Origin of the sequence: Halomonas llamarensis, assembly GCF_023555005.1 — a bacterium.
Classification (GTDB): domain Bacteria; phylum Pseudomonadota; class Gammaproteobacteria; order Pseudomonadales; family Halomonadaceae; genus Vreelandella; species Vreelandella llamarensis.
Genome location: NZ_JAMJPJ010000002.1, coordinates 1 through 15745, shown reverse-complemented (window position 1 = coordinate 15745; position 15745 = coordinate 1). Strand labels below are relative to the sequence as shown.

General features: G+C 52.6%; 14 protein-coding genes. 11 read left to right on the top strand and 3 right to left on the bottom strand.

Translation table 11 applies throughout. The features are described 5' to 3' along the window. Positions 1-2: 2 nt before the first annotated feature. Complete coding sequence (locus tag M8006_RS02080; RefSeq protein ID WP_250079582.1) at positions 3-467, bottom strand: MerR family transcriptional regulator; 465 nt, start codon at positions 465-467, stop codon at positions 3-5. A 322-nt stretch (positions 468-789) separates the two neighbouring features. Between M8006_RS02080 and M8006_RS02075 the strand changes: the two genes are divergently transcribed. From M8006_RS02075 to mmsB, 8 genes are all read left to right on the top strand, one after another. Further along, positions 790-1596 (top strand): ABC transporter ATP-binding protein, encoded by an 807-nt coding sequence (locus M8006_RS02075; protein ID WP_250079580.1) that lies wholly within the window; start codon positions 790-792, stop codon positions 1594-1596. Next, the gene (locus M8006_RS02070; RefSeq protein ID WP_250079578.1) at positions 1593-2348 is read left to right on the top strand and encodes an ABC transporter ATP-binding protein; all 756 of its coding nucleotides are present in this window, start codon (positions 1593-1595) and stop codon (positions 2346-2348) included. The genes M8006_RS02075 and M8006_RS02070 overlap by 4 nt, the downstream gene beginning before the upstream one ends. Positions 2349-2501: 153 nt before the next feature. Then, positions 2502-3725: an ABC transporter substrate-binding protein gene (locus tag M8006_RS02065; protein ID WP_250079577.1), complete on the top strand. Its 1224-nt coding sequence runs from the start codon at positions 2502-2504 to the stop codon at positions 3723-3725. A gap of 92 nt (positions 3726-3817) precedes the next feature. Then, on the top strand, positions 3818-4705 hold the full coding sequence (locus M8006_RS02060) for a branched-chain amino acid ABC transporter permease (RefSeq protein WP_250079575.1): 888 nt from the start codon (positions 3818-3820) through the stop codon (positions 4703-4705). A 2-nt stretch (positions 4706-4707) separates the two neighbouring features. Further along, positions 4708-5724: a branched-chain amino acid ABC transporter permease gene (locus tag M8006_RS02055; protein ID WP_250079573.1), complete on the top strand. Its 1017-nt coding sequence runs from the start codon at positions 4708-4710 to the stop codon at positions 5722-5724. Positions 5725-5921: 197 nt separating this feature from the next. After that, a complete protein-coding gene (locus M8006_RS02050) occupies positions 5922-7076 on the top strand; it encodes an acyl-CoA dehydrogenase family protein (RefSeq protein WP_250079570.1) in 1155 nt (384 codons plus the stop codon). A gap of 34 nt (positions 7077-7110) precedes the next feature. Beyond that, positions 7111-8232: an enoyl-CoA hydratase/isomerase family protein gene (locus tag M8006_RS02045; RefSeq protein ID WP_250079569.1), complete on the top strand. Its 1122-nt coding sequence runs from the start codon at positions 7111-7113 to the stop codon at positions 8230-8232. 76 nt (positions 8233-8308) lie between these two features. Continuing rightward, positions 8309-9205 carry a 3-hydroxyisobutyrate dehydrogenase gene (gene mmsB / locus M8006_RS02040; protein ID WP_250079567.1) on the top strand — a complete coding sequence of 299 codons (897 nt, stop codon included), beginning with the start codon at positions 8309-8311 and terminating at the stop codon, positions 9203-9205. Here mmsB and M8006_RS02035 read toward each other — a convergent pair. Then, positions 9193-10119 (bottom strand): ketopantoate reductase family protein, encoded by a 927-nt coding sequence (locus M8006_RS02035; protein ID WP_250079565.1) that lies wholly within the window; start codon positions 10117-10119, stop codon positions 9193-9195. The two genes, mmsB and M8006_RS02035, sit on opposite strands and share 13 nt — an antisense overlap. 403 nt (positions 10120-10522) lie before the next feature. Between M8006_RS02035 and M8006_RS02030 the strand changes: the two genes are divergently transcribed. The 3 genes from M8006_RS02030 to M8006_RS02020 all read left to right on the top strand — a co-directional run bounded on the left by M8006_RS02030 (position 10523) and on the right by M8006_RS02020 (position 14912). Next, entirely contained in the window at positions 10523-11065 is a 543-nt protein-coding gene (locus tag M8006_RS02030; RefSeq protein WP_250079564.1) for a hypothetical protein, read from the top strand. Positions 11066-11849: 784 nt separating this feature from the next. After that, the gene (locus tag M8006_RS02025; protein ID WP_250079562.1) at positions 11850-13424 is read left to right on the top strand and encodes a transposase; all 1575 of its coding nucleotides are present in this window, start codon (positions 11850-11852) and stop codon (positions 13422-13424) included. A gap of 708 nt (positions 13425-14132) precedes the next feature. Then, positions 14133-14912 carry a hypothetical protein gene (locus M8006_RS02020; protein ID WP_250079558.1) on the top strand — a complete coding sequence of 260 codons (780 nt, stop codon included), beginning with the start codon at positions 14133-14135 and terminating at the stop codon, positions 14910-14912. Positions 14913-15034: 122 nt separating this feature from the next. Here the strand turns inward: M8006_RS02020 and M8006_RS02015 are convergent, their stop codons facing one another. Continuing rightward, a complete protein-coding gene (locus tag M8006_RS02015; protein WP_250079557.1) occupies positions 15035-15604 on the bottom strand; it encodes a DMT family transporter in 570 nt (189 codons plus the stop codon). Between the last annotated feature and the right edge of the window lie 141 nt (positions 15605-15745).

Sequence of the window (15745 nt, the reverse complement as noted above, 5' to 3'; positions counted from 1 at the left end):
AGTTAGTGCATAGTGGCGGAGCTAGAGGAGCGCTTCGTGTCGGCTGATGTGGTGTTGTCCGCTGAGCGTCCTTCTTCGTCTGGTTTTTGGTGAAGCTCCTCGAGTGCTTGACGACAGCGGATTTCAGCACTTTCTAATTCTAGCTGTACCATGGTGATGTCTTTCATTTGCTGCTCGAGGGCAGCGCGGCGTTCACTGACTTTGCTCAGCATGAGGTGAAGCTGTTTTTCACTGCCGCTGCGGGTCTCGTCCCACAGTTCAAACAGCTCGCGAATTTCCGCTAGCGAGAAACCAAGCCGCTTGCCGCGCAGTATCAGCTTAAGGCGCACGCGGTCTTTGCTGCTGTAGACGCGTGTTTGTCCTCGCCGAGAGGGGTGAAGAAGCTCTTGGTCTTCATAGAAGCGAATGCTGCGAGTGGTAACGTCAAACTCGTTGGCCAGTTCGCTAATAGAGTAGGTTTTGCTCATAAGAATGTTTCTCGCAATAAGGGAGATGCCCCTATGGAACATTGTCAGTGAGGCTAAAACAAGTTCACGTTAACGTAAAGTGCTGGTGGTGCAGTGTTGATTTGCGTTGAAAATATTTAAACTATTGATTAATAATAAATTTGTTTGCTTATTCGAAGTATGTATACCTTTAAGTAGACCAAAGTTCTAATTGTCACACCCCCTCAAGCGTTGCTAGTTTGCATCTGCACCTTACGTTCAGGTAAGGGTTGAGCGCCGACATGCGAGTATCTCTCAGTCGGTGAAAAGTCAGCACAATAACAACAAAGAGGCTTGTTACTTTATGAGTGCAGACGAAGCTCGTGAGACAGACGCTCATGGAACCTTTGTTCTTGAAACTCGAGGGCTGACAAAAGAATTCCGTGGTTTCACCGCGGTAGATGACGTCAACCTTAAGGTTCAGGAGGGGCATATCCATGCCCTTATCGGCCCTAACGGTGCCGGTAAGACGACAGTGTTCAATCTGCTCACTAAATTTTTGCCGCCGACACGTGGTGAAATTCTTTATCGTGGCCAACCCATCACCAGCATGAAATCCAATGAGATCGCACGGATGGGACTGGTACGCTCCTTTCAGATCTCGGCAGTGTTTGCCCACATGACGGCGCTCGAAAACGTACGCGTCGCACTGCAGCGTGAATTAGGCACGTCGTTTCATTTTTGGAAATCGGAAAAATCCCTTGAGCACCTCAATGACCGCGCGCTAGAGCTATTGGAAGAAGTCGGGCTGCGTGAGTACGCCGATACTCTAACAGTCGAGATGCCTTATGGACGCAAGCGGGCGCTAGAAGTGGCGACGACGCTGGCGCTGGACCCGACCATGATGCTTCTCGACGAGCCAACTCAGGGTATGGGGGCGGAAGATGTGGATCGCATTGTGGAATTGATTAAGCGTGTCTCTAAAGGCCGCACGGTGCTCATGGTGGAGCATAACCTAAGTGTGGTTAGCCGCTTGTGTGATCGCATTACCGTGCTAGCGCGCGGCTCTGTCCTGGCAGAAGGTGATTACGACAGTGTCTCGCGCAATCCTTTAGTGCGCGAAGCCTACATGGGTAGCGACGCCGCCGAAGAAGAGGAAGCGCAAGCATGAATACCGCCGAACAGTTGTCCCCAGAGCAGCTAGACGCCACGCGTCCGCAAAGCGCGGAAATGCTTCGGGTGCAAGATCTGCACGCGTTTTATGGCGAGTCGCATATCCTCCACGGCGTGGATTTTGATGTGAAGCGCGGTGAGTTGGTGACGCTGCTTGGCCGTAACGGCTCAGGGCGTAGCACCACGCTTAAGTCGGTCATGAATATGGTTGGGCGTCGTACGGGTTCGATCATGGTAAATGGCAACGAAACGCTCAACATGAAGCCGCACCACATCCCACGTTTAGGCATTGGTTATTGCCCAGAAGAGCGCGGTATTTTCGCCAGCCTGGATGTACACGAAAATCTGCTGCTGCCGCCGACAGTGCGCTCCGACGGAATGTCGCTAGATGAAATTTACGCTATGTTTCCTAACCTCTATGAACGGCGTAAAAGCCAGGGCACCCGTCTCTCCGGTGGTGAACAGCAAATGCTGGCCATGGCACGTATTTTGCGCACCGGCGCACGTATTTTGTTGCTGGATGAAATCACCGAAGGGTTGGCACCGGTGATTGTGCAAAAGCTCGCCGAGGTGCTGATGATGCTTAAAGAGCGCGGCATGACGATTGTATTGGTAGAGCAGAACTTCCGTTTTGCTGCACCGCTAGCTGATCGTCATTACGTTATGGAGCACGGGCAAATCGTTGAAGAGATTACGGCGGCGCAGCTGCCATCTCGGCGCGAACATCTTAACTCCATGTTGGGGGTTTAGCGCTGTTAGCAAAAAGCTGCTCATGCAGCGAATTTGTAAGAACGTAACTCGTAAGAACGCAACTCGTAAGAGCGCATAGAGCGAGCCGATTTGGCAAAATAGCTTAGTGCGTCGCAATACAACAACAAATACCCATACGGGTAGGAGACGAGCATGACTTTTATCAAAAAAACATTAACCACCAGCATCGCACTTGCCGCAGCGTCCACATTCGCTGTTACCGCAGCGCAGGCACAGATGAGTGATGAGGAAGTGCGTATTGGCTATCTGGCCGATATGTCGGGCACGTATCGTGATCTTGCCGGTCCCGGTGGTCTTGACGCCATGGAGATGGCCATCGAAGATTTCGGTGGCAGTGTCAACGGTTCACCCATCGAAGTGTTGAGTGCCGATGATCGCAACAGTGCGGATGTCGGCGCCAATACCGTGCGTGCGTGGATCGACCGCGATAACGTTGACATGGTCGGCGGCCTCGTGGCCTCTTCGGTATCCATAGCGGTCACCAAAGTGGTTGAGGAAAACAACGGTCTCGCCATCGTGTCGGGGTCGGCGGCTTCAAGTATCACCAACGAGCACTGCACGCCGAACCACATCCACTATGTCTATGATACGTATCCGCTGGCTAACGGCACCGCCAAAGCGGTCGTCGAGCAGGGCGGTGATACGTGGTTTATGTTGACCGCCGACTACGCGTTTGGCCATGCACTCGAGGGTGACGTGACCAAGGTAGTAGAAGAAAACGGCGGTGAAATTGTGGACACGATTCGCCACCCGTTCCCCACCAATGATTTCTCGTCCTATATTCTGCAGGCGCAAGGCTCTGGCGCCAAGATCGTGGGGCTTGCGAATGCCGGCTCAGATACGGTCAATGCCATTACCACCGCTAGTCAGTTTGGTTTGACGCAATCTGGTCAGCAATTGGCCGGTCTGTTGATCTTCCTGAACGACGTACATGCCCTGGGGCTAGAAGCGACACAAAATCTGCTGCTGACCACCGGCTGGTACTGGAACATGGATGACCAGGCCCGCGAATGGTCAGATCGCTACTTCGACCGCGTCGGCGCACGCCCGACCATGGTACAGGCGGGCATCTACTCCAGCACCATGCATTACCTCAAGGCGGTTGACGCGGCGGGTACCGATGATCCTGAAGTGGTTCGCGCTCAGATGGCAAAAGAGCCGATCAATGATTTCTTCGCCCGCAACGGCCAGATTCGTGAAGACGGTCGTATGATCCACGATATGTACCTGGCTCAGGTGAAAACGCCGGAAGAGTCCACGGGTGAATGGGATCTGTACGAAATCCTGAGCACCATTCCTGCCGAAGAAGCTTACCGTCCGCTATCTGAAAGCCAATGTGATCTGGTGCAGAACTAAGCCGGAAAGCCATTCATAAGTCATAAGTAAAGGGAGGCGGTAGGGGCCGTTGGCCGCATCGCCTCCTGCTTGACGGCGAGGAGAGTCATATCATGACGATGATATTTGGCGTGCCATTGGCGGTGTTTATGGGCCAGATAACCCTGGGCCTGGTAAACGGTGCCTTTTATGCACTGCTCAGCTTGGGCCTAGCGGTTATCTTTGGCCTGCTTAAAATCATTAACTTTGCCCACGGGGCGCAGTACATGCTCGGGGCATTTGCCGCGCTGTTGGGCTTAGAGTATCTGGGCATTAACTACTGGCTGGCGTTGCTTCTGGTGCCGCTTGTAGTCGGGGCTTTCGGTATGGTGCTTGAGCGTTATTTGTTGCGCCGCATTGCCCATCTTGACCACTTGTATGGCCTGCTGTTGACCTTTGGTTTGGCGCTGATTTTTGAAGGCACGCTCGTCAATTTCTTTGGCGTGTCAGGTGCGCGTTACCCGACACCTGAAGCGCTGCAGGGTGGCTTGAACTTGGGCTTTATGTTTTTGCCGACCTACCGTGCGTGGGTACTTGTTGCGGCACTTGTCATGTGTCTGTTTACCTGGTTTATGATCGAGCGCACGCGACTGGGGGCTTACTTGCGTGCCGGGACGGAAAACTCTCAGCTGATGCAAGCGTTTGGCGTCAATGTTCCGCTTTTGATTACGCTAACGTATGGCTTTGGGGTGGCACTAGCCGCGTTTGCCGGTGTGCTAGCCGCGCCGCTTTATCCCGTTTCCCCCACCATGGGGTCAAGCCTTTTGATTGTGGTCTTCGCGGTGGTTGTCATCGGCGGTATGGGGTCAATTTTAGGCGCCATCATTACCGGCTTGGCCATGGGGGTTATCGAAGGTCTGACTAAGGTGTATTACCCGGAAGCCTCAAATACCGTGATCTTCTTAGTGATGATTCTGGTGCTCTTGTTACGCCCTGTCGGGCTGTTCGGTAAGGAGGCTTAACCATGGCTGACTCGCAATCTATTTCGCAAACACCGTCAGAAGCACTGTCTGCAACATCGGCTGTGTTAGAACGTCAGCGTCGCGCCAAGATACGCCGCAACCTGTTTTATCTTGCCTTAGTGGTGGTTGGGCTTGTGGCACCGTTTGTTGCCTACCCGGTATTTTTAATGAAAGTGCTGTGTTTTGCCCTGTTTGCCAGCGCGTTTAACCTGTTGTTGGGTTATGCGGGCTTGCTCTCCTTTGGGCATGCGGCGTTTCTCGCAACCGGTGGCTACATTACCGGCTACCTGCTGGCAAGCTATCCGGGGCTCACGCCGGAGCTAGGCATTATTGCCGGGACATTAGTGGCTACCGCCGTTGGGGTGGTATTTGGGGTGCTATCGATTCGTCGCCAAGGCATCTACTTCGCGATGGTGACCTTGGCCCTTGCTCAGCTGGTGTACTTTGTCTACATCCAGGCACCCTTTACCGGCGGTGAAGATGGCCTTCACGGCGTGCCTCGCGGTGAGCTTTTTGGCTTCATCAACCTCAGTAATAGCCTCGCGATGTACTATTTTGTGTTTGCCATTTTTATACTTGGCTTTGCCGTGATTCAGCGTACGGTACATTCGCCTTACGGGCAGGTGATGAAAGCGATTCGTGAAAACGAGCCGCGAGCGGTTTCTCTAGGCTATAACACCGATGCCTACAAACTGGTGGCGTTTGTGCTATCCGCTGCGATAGCAGGGCTTGCCGGTTCTACTAAAACCGTGGTGTTTCAGCTCGCCTCACTGACCGATGCACACTGGCATATGTCCGGCGAAGTGATTTTGATGACGCTACTTGGCGGTGTCGGGACCTTGTTAGGGCCGATTACCGGGGCCGGTATCGTTGTGAGCTTGCAGCACGTGTTAGGGCAGTCGCCTTTGGGTAACTGGGTGAGTGTGATCTTGGGGGTTATCTTCGTGGTCTGCGTGTTGAGCTTCCGTAGCGGTATCATCGGTGAGCTGGCGCGTATGTATCATAAAAACTTTAAGTAAACCAAATGACGAGTCTGTCCGTTGTATTGGCGCCATTGCGGCGCCTTTTTTGTGTTTGGGTAGATAGCCAAAGGTCGTAGACGCGAAGGCGTTGCTTGTAGAAGCACAAAATAATAAGTTAACGTAAACGTCAATTAGCACGCCAAAAACGATAACAGTAACCCGTCAGCCGCTGGCTGATTGAAGCGGAGATACTCATGAATTTTGAGCTAAACGAAGATCAAATCGCCTTTGCCGATATGGCACGCTCTTTCGCTGAGAATGAGCTAGAACCCCACGCGGCCGAGTGGGATCAAGAAGCCATCTTCCCTGTTGATGTGATCCGTAAGGCCGGCGAGCTGGGGTTTTGCTCGCTGTACGCACCGGAGAGCGTCGGTGGGCTAGGCTTATCCCGCTTAGACGCCAGCATTATTTTTGAGCAGCTTTCCATGGGCTGCACTTCGACCACCGCGTATCTCACCATCCATAACATGGTGACGTGGATGCTGGCGGACTTCGGCCAGCCGGAAGTCGTAGAACAGTGGGGCGAAAAACTCGCCACCGGCGAACTCTTAGGGTCTTACTGCCTCACCGAGCCCAACGCCGGCTCGGATGCCGCCTCGTTAAAAACCACGGCCAAGCGTGATGGTGAAGACTTTGTGCTCAACGGCAGCAAAATGTTTATTTCGGGCGCGGGCAGCACGGATTTTCTCGTGGTGATGGCGCGCACCGGCGGTGAAGGCGCCAGCGGTGTTTCCGCGTTTGCCTTAGATGCCAAGGCCGAAGGCATTAGTTATGGCCGCAAAGAAGACAAAATGGGGTGGAACAGCCAACCGACACGCATGATTACCTTTGAAGATGTTCGCGTGCCAGCGATCAACATGCTAGGTAACGAAGGCGACGGCTTTAAAATTGCCATGAAAGGCTTGGATGGCGGCCGCATCAATATTGCCACGTGCTCCATCGGCACGGCGCAGCAAGCGATTAACAAAGCGCGCGACTACATGCGGGAACGTAAGCAGTTTGGCAAAAGGCTGGCGGACTTTCAGGCATTACAGTTCCGTCTAGCGGATATGGTGACGGACCTGGTCGCAGCGCGGCAGATGGTGCGCCTAGCGGCGACCAAGCTTGACGCCGGCCACACCGATGCCGGGACTTACTGCGCCATGGCCAAACGCTTTGCTACTGACGTGGGCTTTAACGTCTGCGACGAGGCGCTGCAGCTTTACGGCGGTAACGGTTACATCAAGGAATACCCGATGGAGCGCTTTGTCCGCGATACGCGCGTCCACCGCATTCTTGAAGGGACAAATGAAATCATGCGCTTAATCATTTCTCGCCGCGTCTTGGCGGATAGTGCTACCGAGCTATAAGCTCAGGTAGCCCGTAACCCATAAGGAGCGCCGAATGAGTAGTGTGATTTTTACCGAACACCCGACCCAAGACGGTCACGCCATTGCTGAGATCAAGCTCAACGCCGAGCGTTCGCTCAATGCGCTAACGCTTGAGATGATCGACGAAATTCTGCCCCGGCTCGAAAGCTGGGAGCAGGACGATAAAATTGTCGCGATTTTGCTCGATAGCGCCGGGGAGAAGGCATTTTGTGCTGGCGGTGACGTCGTCAATCTCTACAAAGCGATTATTGGCGAAGGCGACCCGGATTTCCCCCAACAGTTTTTTGAGCGTGAATATCGGCTGGATTACCGTTTGCACACCTACTCCAAGCCGGTGATTTGTTGGGGCAACGGCATTGTGATGGGCGGTGGCATGGGCCTGCTCAGTGGCAGCAGCCATCGCATCGTGACCGAAACCTCACGCTTAGCGATGCCGGAAGTCACCATCGGCCTTTATCCGGATGTCGGCGCCAGCTGGTTTTTGAACCGTTTACCTAACGGCACCGGACGTTTCTTAGCGATTACCGGCAGCCAAATCAACGCGCTTGATGCCCACCACTTAGGCCTTGCCGACCGCATGATTGCAAGCGATAAGCGTGGGGTGTTGTTTGAGCATCTTATCCATGCGCGTTGGGGCGACGATGATCAAGCCGATGATGCCCAAGGGGTGGTGAACAAAATACTGCGTGAGCTAGAGCGTGAGTCTCAGCCGGTGTTTGAAGAGATGGAAGCGCCGGTCTACAGGTTCAGCCCGCTGATTCGCGAACTGATGGATCACGACACCATCGGCCAAGCCGTGGCGGCCATTCTTGCCGTGGAGAGTGATGATAAGTGGTTCGGCAAAGCGCAGAAAACGCTTTCCCACGGTAGCCCTGTTTCCGTCAAGCTGATTGATCAGCAGCTCAAGCGGGCCAACTACATGTCGCTGGCGCAGGTATTTCAATCAGAGCTTGCGCTTTCGGTGCAGTGCTGTCGCCACCGTGAGTTCCCGGAAGGCGTGCGCGCGCTACTGGTGGATAAAGACGGCAAGCCTCAATGGACCTACCCGAATGTGGCAGCGGTAGAAGATAACTTTATCGACGGGCTTTTGACTCAGCCTTGGACGCAAAACCCCTTGGCGGATTTGGGCGATTAAACTTATCTGACCCGTAACACATGTAATACCCACTCAGACAACAATCCAACTCAGACAACAATAAGGACGCGATACCATGGCAATAATTGCATTTATCGGCCTAGGTAACATGGGCGGCCCCATGTCGGCGAATCTGGCAAAGGCAGGCCACGAAGTGCGTGCCTTTGATCTCTCGCCGAAGGCGCTGGATGAGGCAAAATCGCAAGGCTGCAGCGTAGCGAATTCAGCACAAGAAGCGGCTAAAGGCGCGGATTTCGTGATTTCCATGCTGCCAGCGGGTAAACACGTACGCGGGCTGTATGTCGATGGCGACACACCGTTATTTGACGTGGTGAGCACCGATGCATTGGTCATTGATTGTTCAACCATTGATGCCGATACCGCCCGTGAGGTCGCCGCTGCAGGCGCTGAAAAGGGGGTTGGTTTTGTCGATGCGCCGGTTTCCGGCGGGGTCGGCGGGGCGAAAGCGGGTGCGCTCACCTTTATCGTCGGCGGTAGTGAGGCGCAATTTGCCCAAGCCAAGCCGGTACTTGAGCCGATGGCCAAAAACATCTTTCACGCCGGTGACCACGGCGCAGGGCAGATCGCCAAAGTGTGTAACAACATGCTGCTGTCGATTCTGATGGCGGGCACCTGCGAAGCGATCAACATGGGCGTGAAAAACGGCCTGGACCCTGCGGTACTCTCCGAAATCATGAAGCAAAGCTCCGGCGGCAACTGGGCGCTCAATGGCTATAACCCATATCCTGGTGTGATGGAGAACGCCCCCGCTTCCAACGGCTATCAGGGCGGCTTCCAGGTGGATCTAATGTTCAAAGACCTGGGCCTGGCCATGGATGTCAGCCAGCTAAGCGCATCGCCGGTGCCGATGGGCTCTGCCGCGCGTTCGCTGTTTAACCTGCACAAAGCCAATGGCAACGGCAAACTGGATTTTTCAAGCCTGATGCAGTTCTATCAGGATCAAGACGCATAAGCCGTTTCTTTCTTGGCAAGCGCTAGATCAAGCGCCACCAACTCCTCGCAGGGGAGCTGGTGGCGTTTGGCGCTTTCCATTAACGGCCCTAAAATTGCACTGCGCTCGGTGGGGCGCCTGGCCTCCACGTCTTGCAGCATAGACGCCTTGTTGTTGGCGGTGTTCTCCACTACCTGCCACACCAATGCCAACCACGCGTGCTCACTTTGCTTTCCCTTTGGCGGCTGAATACCTTCGGCCTGCATGATCGCGGCGACTTCTTTCACCACCGCGTCGACACGCGCTGAATACGCCCCATGGCGTAATACCCCGTTATGCACCTCATGCAGCGCTACCAAAGGGTTAATTGCGGCGTTGATTGCTAACTTTTGCCATAAGCGCTGGCGGATATCGCCGACTGCCGAGGCAGTAAAGCCTGCTTGCGACAACATTGCGGCCAGCGCTTCCGCTAGAGCAGGGTGCCGGTTATGCAAATCGCCAATAAACGTCGGCCCGCGCCCCGCGTGTACTACCTCATCGTCGCCGGTCAGGTAAGCGCCTTGTGTGGTGGTGGCGCATAGCACGGGGCCCAGCCAAGAATCTGTAATACGCGGCTGCGCCAAAAAGCCGTTCTGCCACAGTACCAGCGGGGTAGTCGATGGAATCACGCTAGCGATACGTTCAAGCGCCGCTTCAGCGGCCATGGCTTTAGTGGTGATATGCACAAATCCAGGCACAGGCTGGCTTGCAGACGCTAATTGATTAACGGTAAGCGCGTTTAAACGCTGAACGCGCCGCTTGCCTTCCGGCGTGGTAAGACGTTGCTCATTCAATAGCGCCCGGCGCCCAATGAGCGTGACGGCAAACTGAGGCGCAAGCGAATGCGCCAACAGGCGGCCAACCGCGCCGGGTCCAAGTATCCAGTGGGAAATCATTGAAGTCGTTGCTCAGCAGTGGTGTTGCCGTCAAGCTTACCGCGTTCACCGCCAAGAAATGAAGGCTGGTGACGGCTAATGGCTAATGACGGCAGCAAGCATAGTCTGCTAGCGTTGAAGCTAAAGAAATTTTGAAAATTGCATGATAGTTGGGCGAGAAAGAGTGTCGTCGATGGCTGAAGAAAAGCCTGATTGGAGGACTACTTTCGATCCAAAGCGGACGTGCCGGGAAATGCCGCAGGCGCGCGAATTTTGGCTATATGGCCTAATGGAAATTAATATCTCAAAGAATCATAGGCTTGGGAGAATCTGGCAGGCTGCATTTGCTGGAAAAAAGTGCGAGCACGTTCATTCAATCATAGAATGGGCAGTCTAATACCTGTTAGGCATCAGGGGACGATTCATGTCAGAACAAACCATTGCAATCGTTGGAGTGGCCATCGGTGCTCTAGGGTTCCTGTTCGGTGTCTACGCACACTTCGCAAACCGTCGAGTCGCGAAGCTGATCTACAAGGTTTCGCAAATATCCGATTTCAAAGTCCCCCAATCGTTTGTGGATGATATGCAGTCGGCCCCGGTGTCAATAACGCTGACTAGCGTAGGTTCTAAGGCTGCCAAGAGCATTGTCGGGAAGTTTGGCTTTCAGTCAGAGATTGCGGCAATCGAAACAACCCCTGAAGGCATCAATCCAAAGATTGAAGATAAATCGTTTTCTTTTGAGGCGGCAAGCCTGAACCCTTCTCAAGAGGTTCACTTTTCTGTCAAGGTGAAGGGCAACCCCGCCGAGGATCAAGTCGAATCTGTAAACGTTTCACATGAAGAAGGCGTGGCATCACCGCCCTCTGCAATCGGGAAAATTTCATACCGGTTTTTGGGCGTCGAGTTCGAGTTGGATTTGCTCACCAATCAGTTCAAAATCAACCAATTTGGGCCGTGGAGCCGCTGATGCCTAACCAATCGCTGCAGGGGACGCTTGACCGATCGCCCACTTTTGCTTCCGCAAAAGCGGCCGCCGCCTCAAGCGCCCCTGAGCTCAGGCGTTAGTTTTTTGGGCTTGCAGAGCTGCAAGTAGCTGAATTTGTATTCAGAATTCAAGGAACTCTTAGAATGGATCCAATCAGCGGACTGATACTTTCCATCATGATGATGGCAATAAGAGCACTATTTGATCTAATAGCCTTTCCTTTCAGGGCGCTGCAGCGCTTCGCTTACGAACACCCTTGCCGCACAGCGAGAGTCGTTATAGGGCTTATTGTGTCCGCTTCACTGACGTACTTGCTTGGGCTTCCATATTCAGTCGAACTAACTTTTGGTGGTGGTATATTGTCACTGCTTCTAGGTGAGGTGGCTTAAGTTGGAGGCACTCTTACTTTTATTTCTTGTATATTTGTCCATTAGTACCGGTGCAGTAGTGCTACGTGTTACTGGACATGTAGTTGCTAGCAACCCGCGCTTTGCATTAAAGGCCGGAGCTAGCTCGTTGGCAGCATCGATAGTTGGGTATATCTTAAATGGTTACGTTCCGATCGAAATTATTCTGTTTGGAATAACTGGGTTTCTAATATATGTCCTTTACTTACTCATTACTGAAAACTAACAAGATGCTGCTACGGAAAAATTACTCGCTAGCGCTCCTAAATTTCCGCAGAGCACGGCGTTGAGGCTGTAGAAAAACCCCGCTGACCCCTAAGTTTTGGTAGGATTGAGGAAACAGACGAGGAGTGGTCAGCATGCCGCGCTTCAAGGCTTATAACTACGATCAGAACGCCATGGTGGTGATCAACTACCAAGATCAGCTCCAGCCAGGCACCTTTGAGCACGCCGTACACTACCTGATTGAGCACAAGCTTGACTTATCCGTTTTCCATCCCAAGTATCGCAACGACGCGACCGGTCGACTGACCTATGATCCGGCCATCCTGCTCAAGATCATCCTGTTTGCTTACTCAAAAGGCATCACCTCCAGCCGCGAGATGCAATGGTGTTGCGAGACCAACATCATTTTCAAAGCGCTTTCCTGCGATACCGTACCCCACTTCACCACCCTGGCAAGCTTCGTCAGCCGCCATGCTGATGAGATTGCAGCGCTGTTCGAGCAAGTGCTGTTGGTATGCCACGAAGAAGGCTTGTTAGGTAACGAACTCTTTGCGATTGACGGCTGCAAGATGTCCTCCGATGCCTCAAAAGAGTGGTCTGGCACGTTCAAAGAGTTGGGCGAGAAGCGCGACAAATTGAGAGGTCTGATTCGGCATCACCTACTGGAGCACTACGCGCGTGATGAAGCCGAAACGGAAGCCGATCTGGATGGGGATATCCGCCGAGCCAAGATGATCCTCTCGTTAGATGATGCCATGAACAAAGTGGATCGTTTCCTAAAGACGCACAGCCCAAGGATGGGCCGGGGGAAGCGGATCAAGGAAGTGAAGAGCAACCTCACCGATAACGAAAGCGCCAAAATGACCACCAGCAAAGGGACGATCCAGGGTTATAACGGCGTCGCCACGGTGGATAAAAAACACCAGATCATCATTGACGCTCAGGCCTTTGGTGAAGGCCAGGAACACCACACTTTGCAGCCCGTGGTGGAAACGGTCAAAGCCCGTTTTAAGAAGCTGGTGATTGCGGAAAACATCTACCAGAAAGGCACTGTCGTCACTGCCGATACCGGCTTCGCCAACGAAGCTAATATGAAGTACCTACACGAACAGCAGATCAACGGCTACATTCCCGATAATCAGCTCCGCAGCCGAGACCCGAAGTTCGCCGACCAGAAAAACAAATACGGCAAGCGCCACCAGAACTTACCAGATAAAGGTTGGCGAGAGACGACGCCCGCCAGCGCGTTCCAATTTGATCCTGTAAAGCTAACGTGTATCTGCCCAACTGGCGAAAAGTTGACCTATCGAGGGCAGCGGGAAGCCGATAATGGCAAGATCCGGGTGCAGTTCGAAGGGCGTTTGCTGCAATGTCGGCATTGCCCAAAAAAACACCGGTGCATGCAGAACCCAAGCTCGGCCGATCATCGCAACGGCGCTGGCCGACAAGTATCTTTTATTATCGATAACAAGCGCTTACCCAATTACACTGACTGGATGAAGCACCGAGTGGATAGCCCGAAGGGCAAGGAAATCTACAGCCATCGCATGTCAGTCGTAGAGCCGGTATTCGGCAACATTGGCACGACGAAAAGACTGAACCGCTTCAGCCTTCGGGGTAAGAAAAAGGTGCAAGGTCAGTGGAAGCTTTACTGTATGGTGCACAATATTGAGAAGTTAGCGAATTATGGTCATTTGGCCGCGTCATGAAGGACTTTGAGCGGGGTATGTCGCTTCATAAGTGCAAAATAGCCCTCTTAACTGGCATTAGGCGCGCACCTTAGTGGCTGAATGCCGATATTAGGATGACTCAGCCAGATGAGTGGCTGAGTCAAAAAATCAGGACGACAGGCGATAGACATGGCTCGAAATCGGGTTTTTCTACAGCCTCGTTAGGCCTCAAACCAACTATGACGAAATCCATCCAAGAACTGAGAGCTCGCCTCCGCAAGGGCATTCCAGAGTATGCAGGCATTGACGGGGAGGCTTACGCTGAAAAATGGCTCAATAGAAGCGGCTGGGCGTATGAGAGAGTCGAACAGGGTAGATTAACTCTTTCATCAGACCTGACTTCATTGTTGATCCAGGCGATGGTACGTTTGTTCTCATTGATGCAAAGTATCACTCAACTGGCAATGGAACCTATTTCCGCCTTACCGACGCCGAGATCGGCAAATACCGTGGCCTCAAGGTATTCGTTGAGCAGCAGTTATTTGAAAACGAGATTGATATCATCTTCATGGTAATACCCAAAGAGTTCAACGGAAAGAGACTGGTTTGGGTTCACTTCTCAGAGTTTGATAGAGGAACTCCAGAGCAGATCAGAGATCTTCCAGCAACGGAAGTCAGCCTCTTGAACCGCGATGATCTTTGGTGCGACATTGAGACCTAACCCAAACGTTAGGCAAGGAGAGTAAGTTGTTCTTTCGTGCTCTGAACAAGGCTTTAGAGAAGCCAGCTCCTCAGCGTTTTACTACTAGCTGGCCAGGAGCACAAGAAAACGACTTCTACTCAGTAAAGCTGGAAGACTCTGATTCGAATACACGGATATTGATCCGGAATCGCAGAACAACTGGGTATGAAGCGTTGGTTTGGAAAGGCGAGCAGTCCAGGAAGGAGAAAAATCTGCCCGAAAGAGATATCGACCCGGCAATATTTAATCTAAGAATTGAGCACTATTACCAAGGATACCAGTTCAACTATACCGACCCCAGTAAATTTCTGCTGATGGATCTTATTCGCTGGCATAAAATCGTGAAGTACCGAGATCGGATGAGCCAGTCTTTGTACAATAAAAAGCGCTTGGTTCGTGAAGAGAGAATGGAACTTCTTAGGCATCTTGTGGAGCGTAAAATCGATAACCCACGGGATGAAATATATCCTCTTATGCTAGCAGTACAAAAATACTCGCGTAAGTGGCTCTATCACCCAGATAAAGACAAGCACAAAGCACACCTTGAGCTTGTTCTTGATTCGTTTGTGGAGTCCGGTGAGTTGATTAAAAATGGTACGAACTACGTCGTAACGGGCAAAGCCTTGGATACCCTTTCGGAGTTTGAACTGAATGTTCAGCGCCACCAGGATCAGATTAAAACGGCAAAAGTAGGTAATCGCCTAACTTGGGCAATCGTTATTGTCGGTGTCGTAGGGATATTATCTCGAGCGTGGATGTGGGCTATCGAACAAGGGGTAATGTGATGCCTAATCAGTGCAGGCACGGCGACGCCGACTACATTGCGCCTTCGGTCGGCTCCATTCCGTAGGTGCGTATGCTGTAAGCTTTATATCAGCACTACCTAAAAGTCCCCTTCTGGCCGATATCAGACTAAACGACGTTGACTGATCGCAATCCCTAGCAGAATCATGGCGAGGGCAACATAGCGGTCGGGCGTTACGGCTTCGCCCAGAAAAGTGACGCCAGCCGCAAACGCAATCACCGGTATAATGTAGTTGATCATGGACAGGAAGCTCGGACCCTGTCGCAGCACGATGGTAAAGTAGACCCAATTAGCCAGCCCTGATGAGAAAACCCCGAGTATCACCACGGCACCTAGTGGCAGCCAGTTGATCTCCAGTGTCCAGGGGCGATCCACCATCAACGCCACCGGCCACAGCATCAGGCTTCCGGCAACAAGCGTACCAGTGCCTGCCACCAGCACCGACAGCTTCGGTAGCCGTTTGGTGTAGATACTATTGACCGAATAGCAGATCGTGGCTGCGATAATCGCCAACTGGGCCCAGAAGGCATCACCCCCAAGATTGGAGAGTGCCTCGCTACCTATTAGTATCAGTACACCAAGAAAGCCAAGTATAAATCCCGTCGCCTTGCGCACCGATATCGGCTCGTTGGCAATAAAGAAATGCGCCAGGATCATGACGTTGATTGGCATCAAGGCCATCAGAATGGAGTGGTCAAGCAATTTGTGACAACCCAGTTAAGCCGCTTTCTTCAGTTCTGCCATTGCTGATTCGTAATCATTGGGGCTGCTGTAATCCAGCGTCGAATGCCGCCGCCGACTGTTATAAAACAT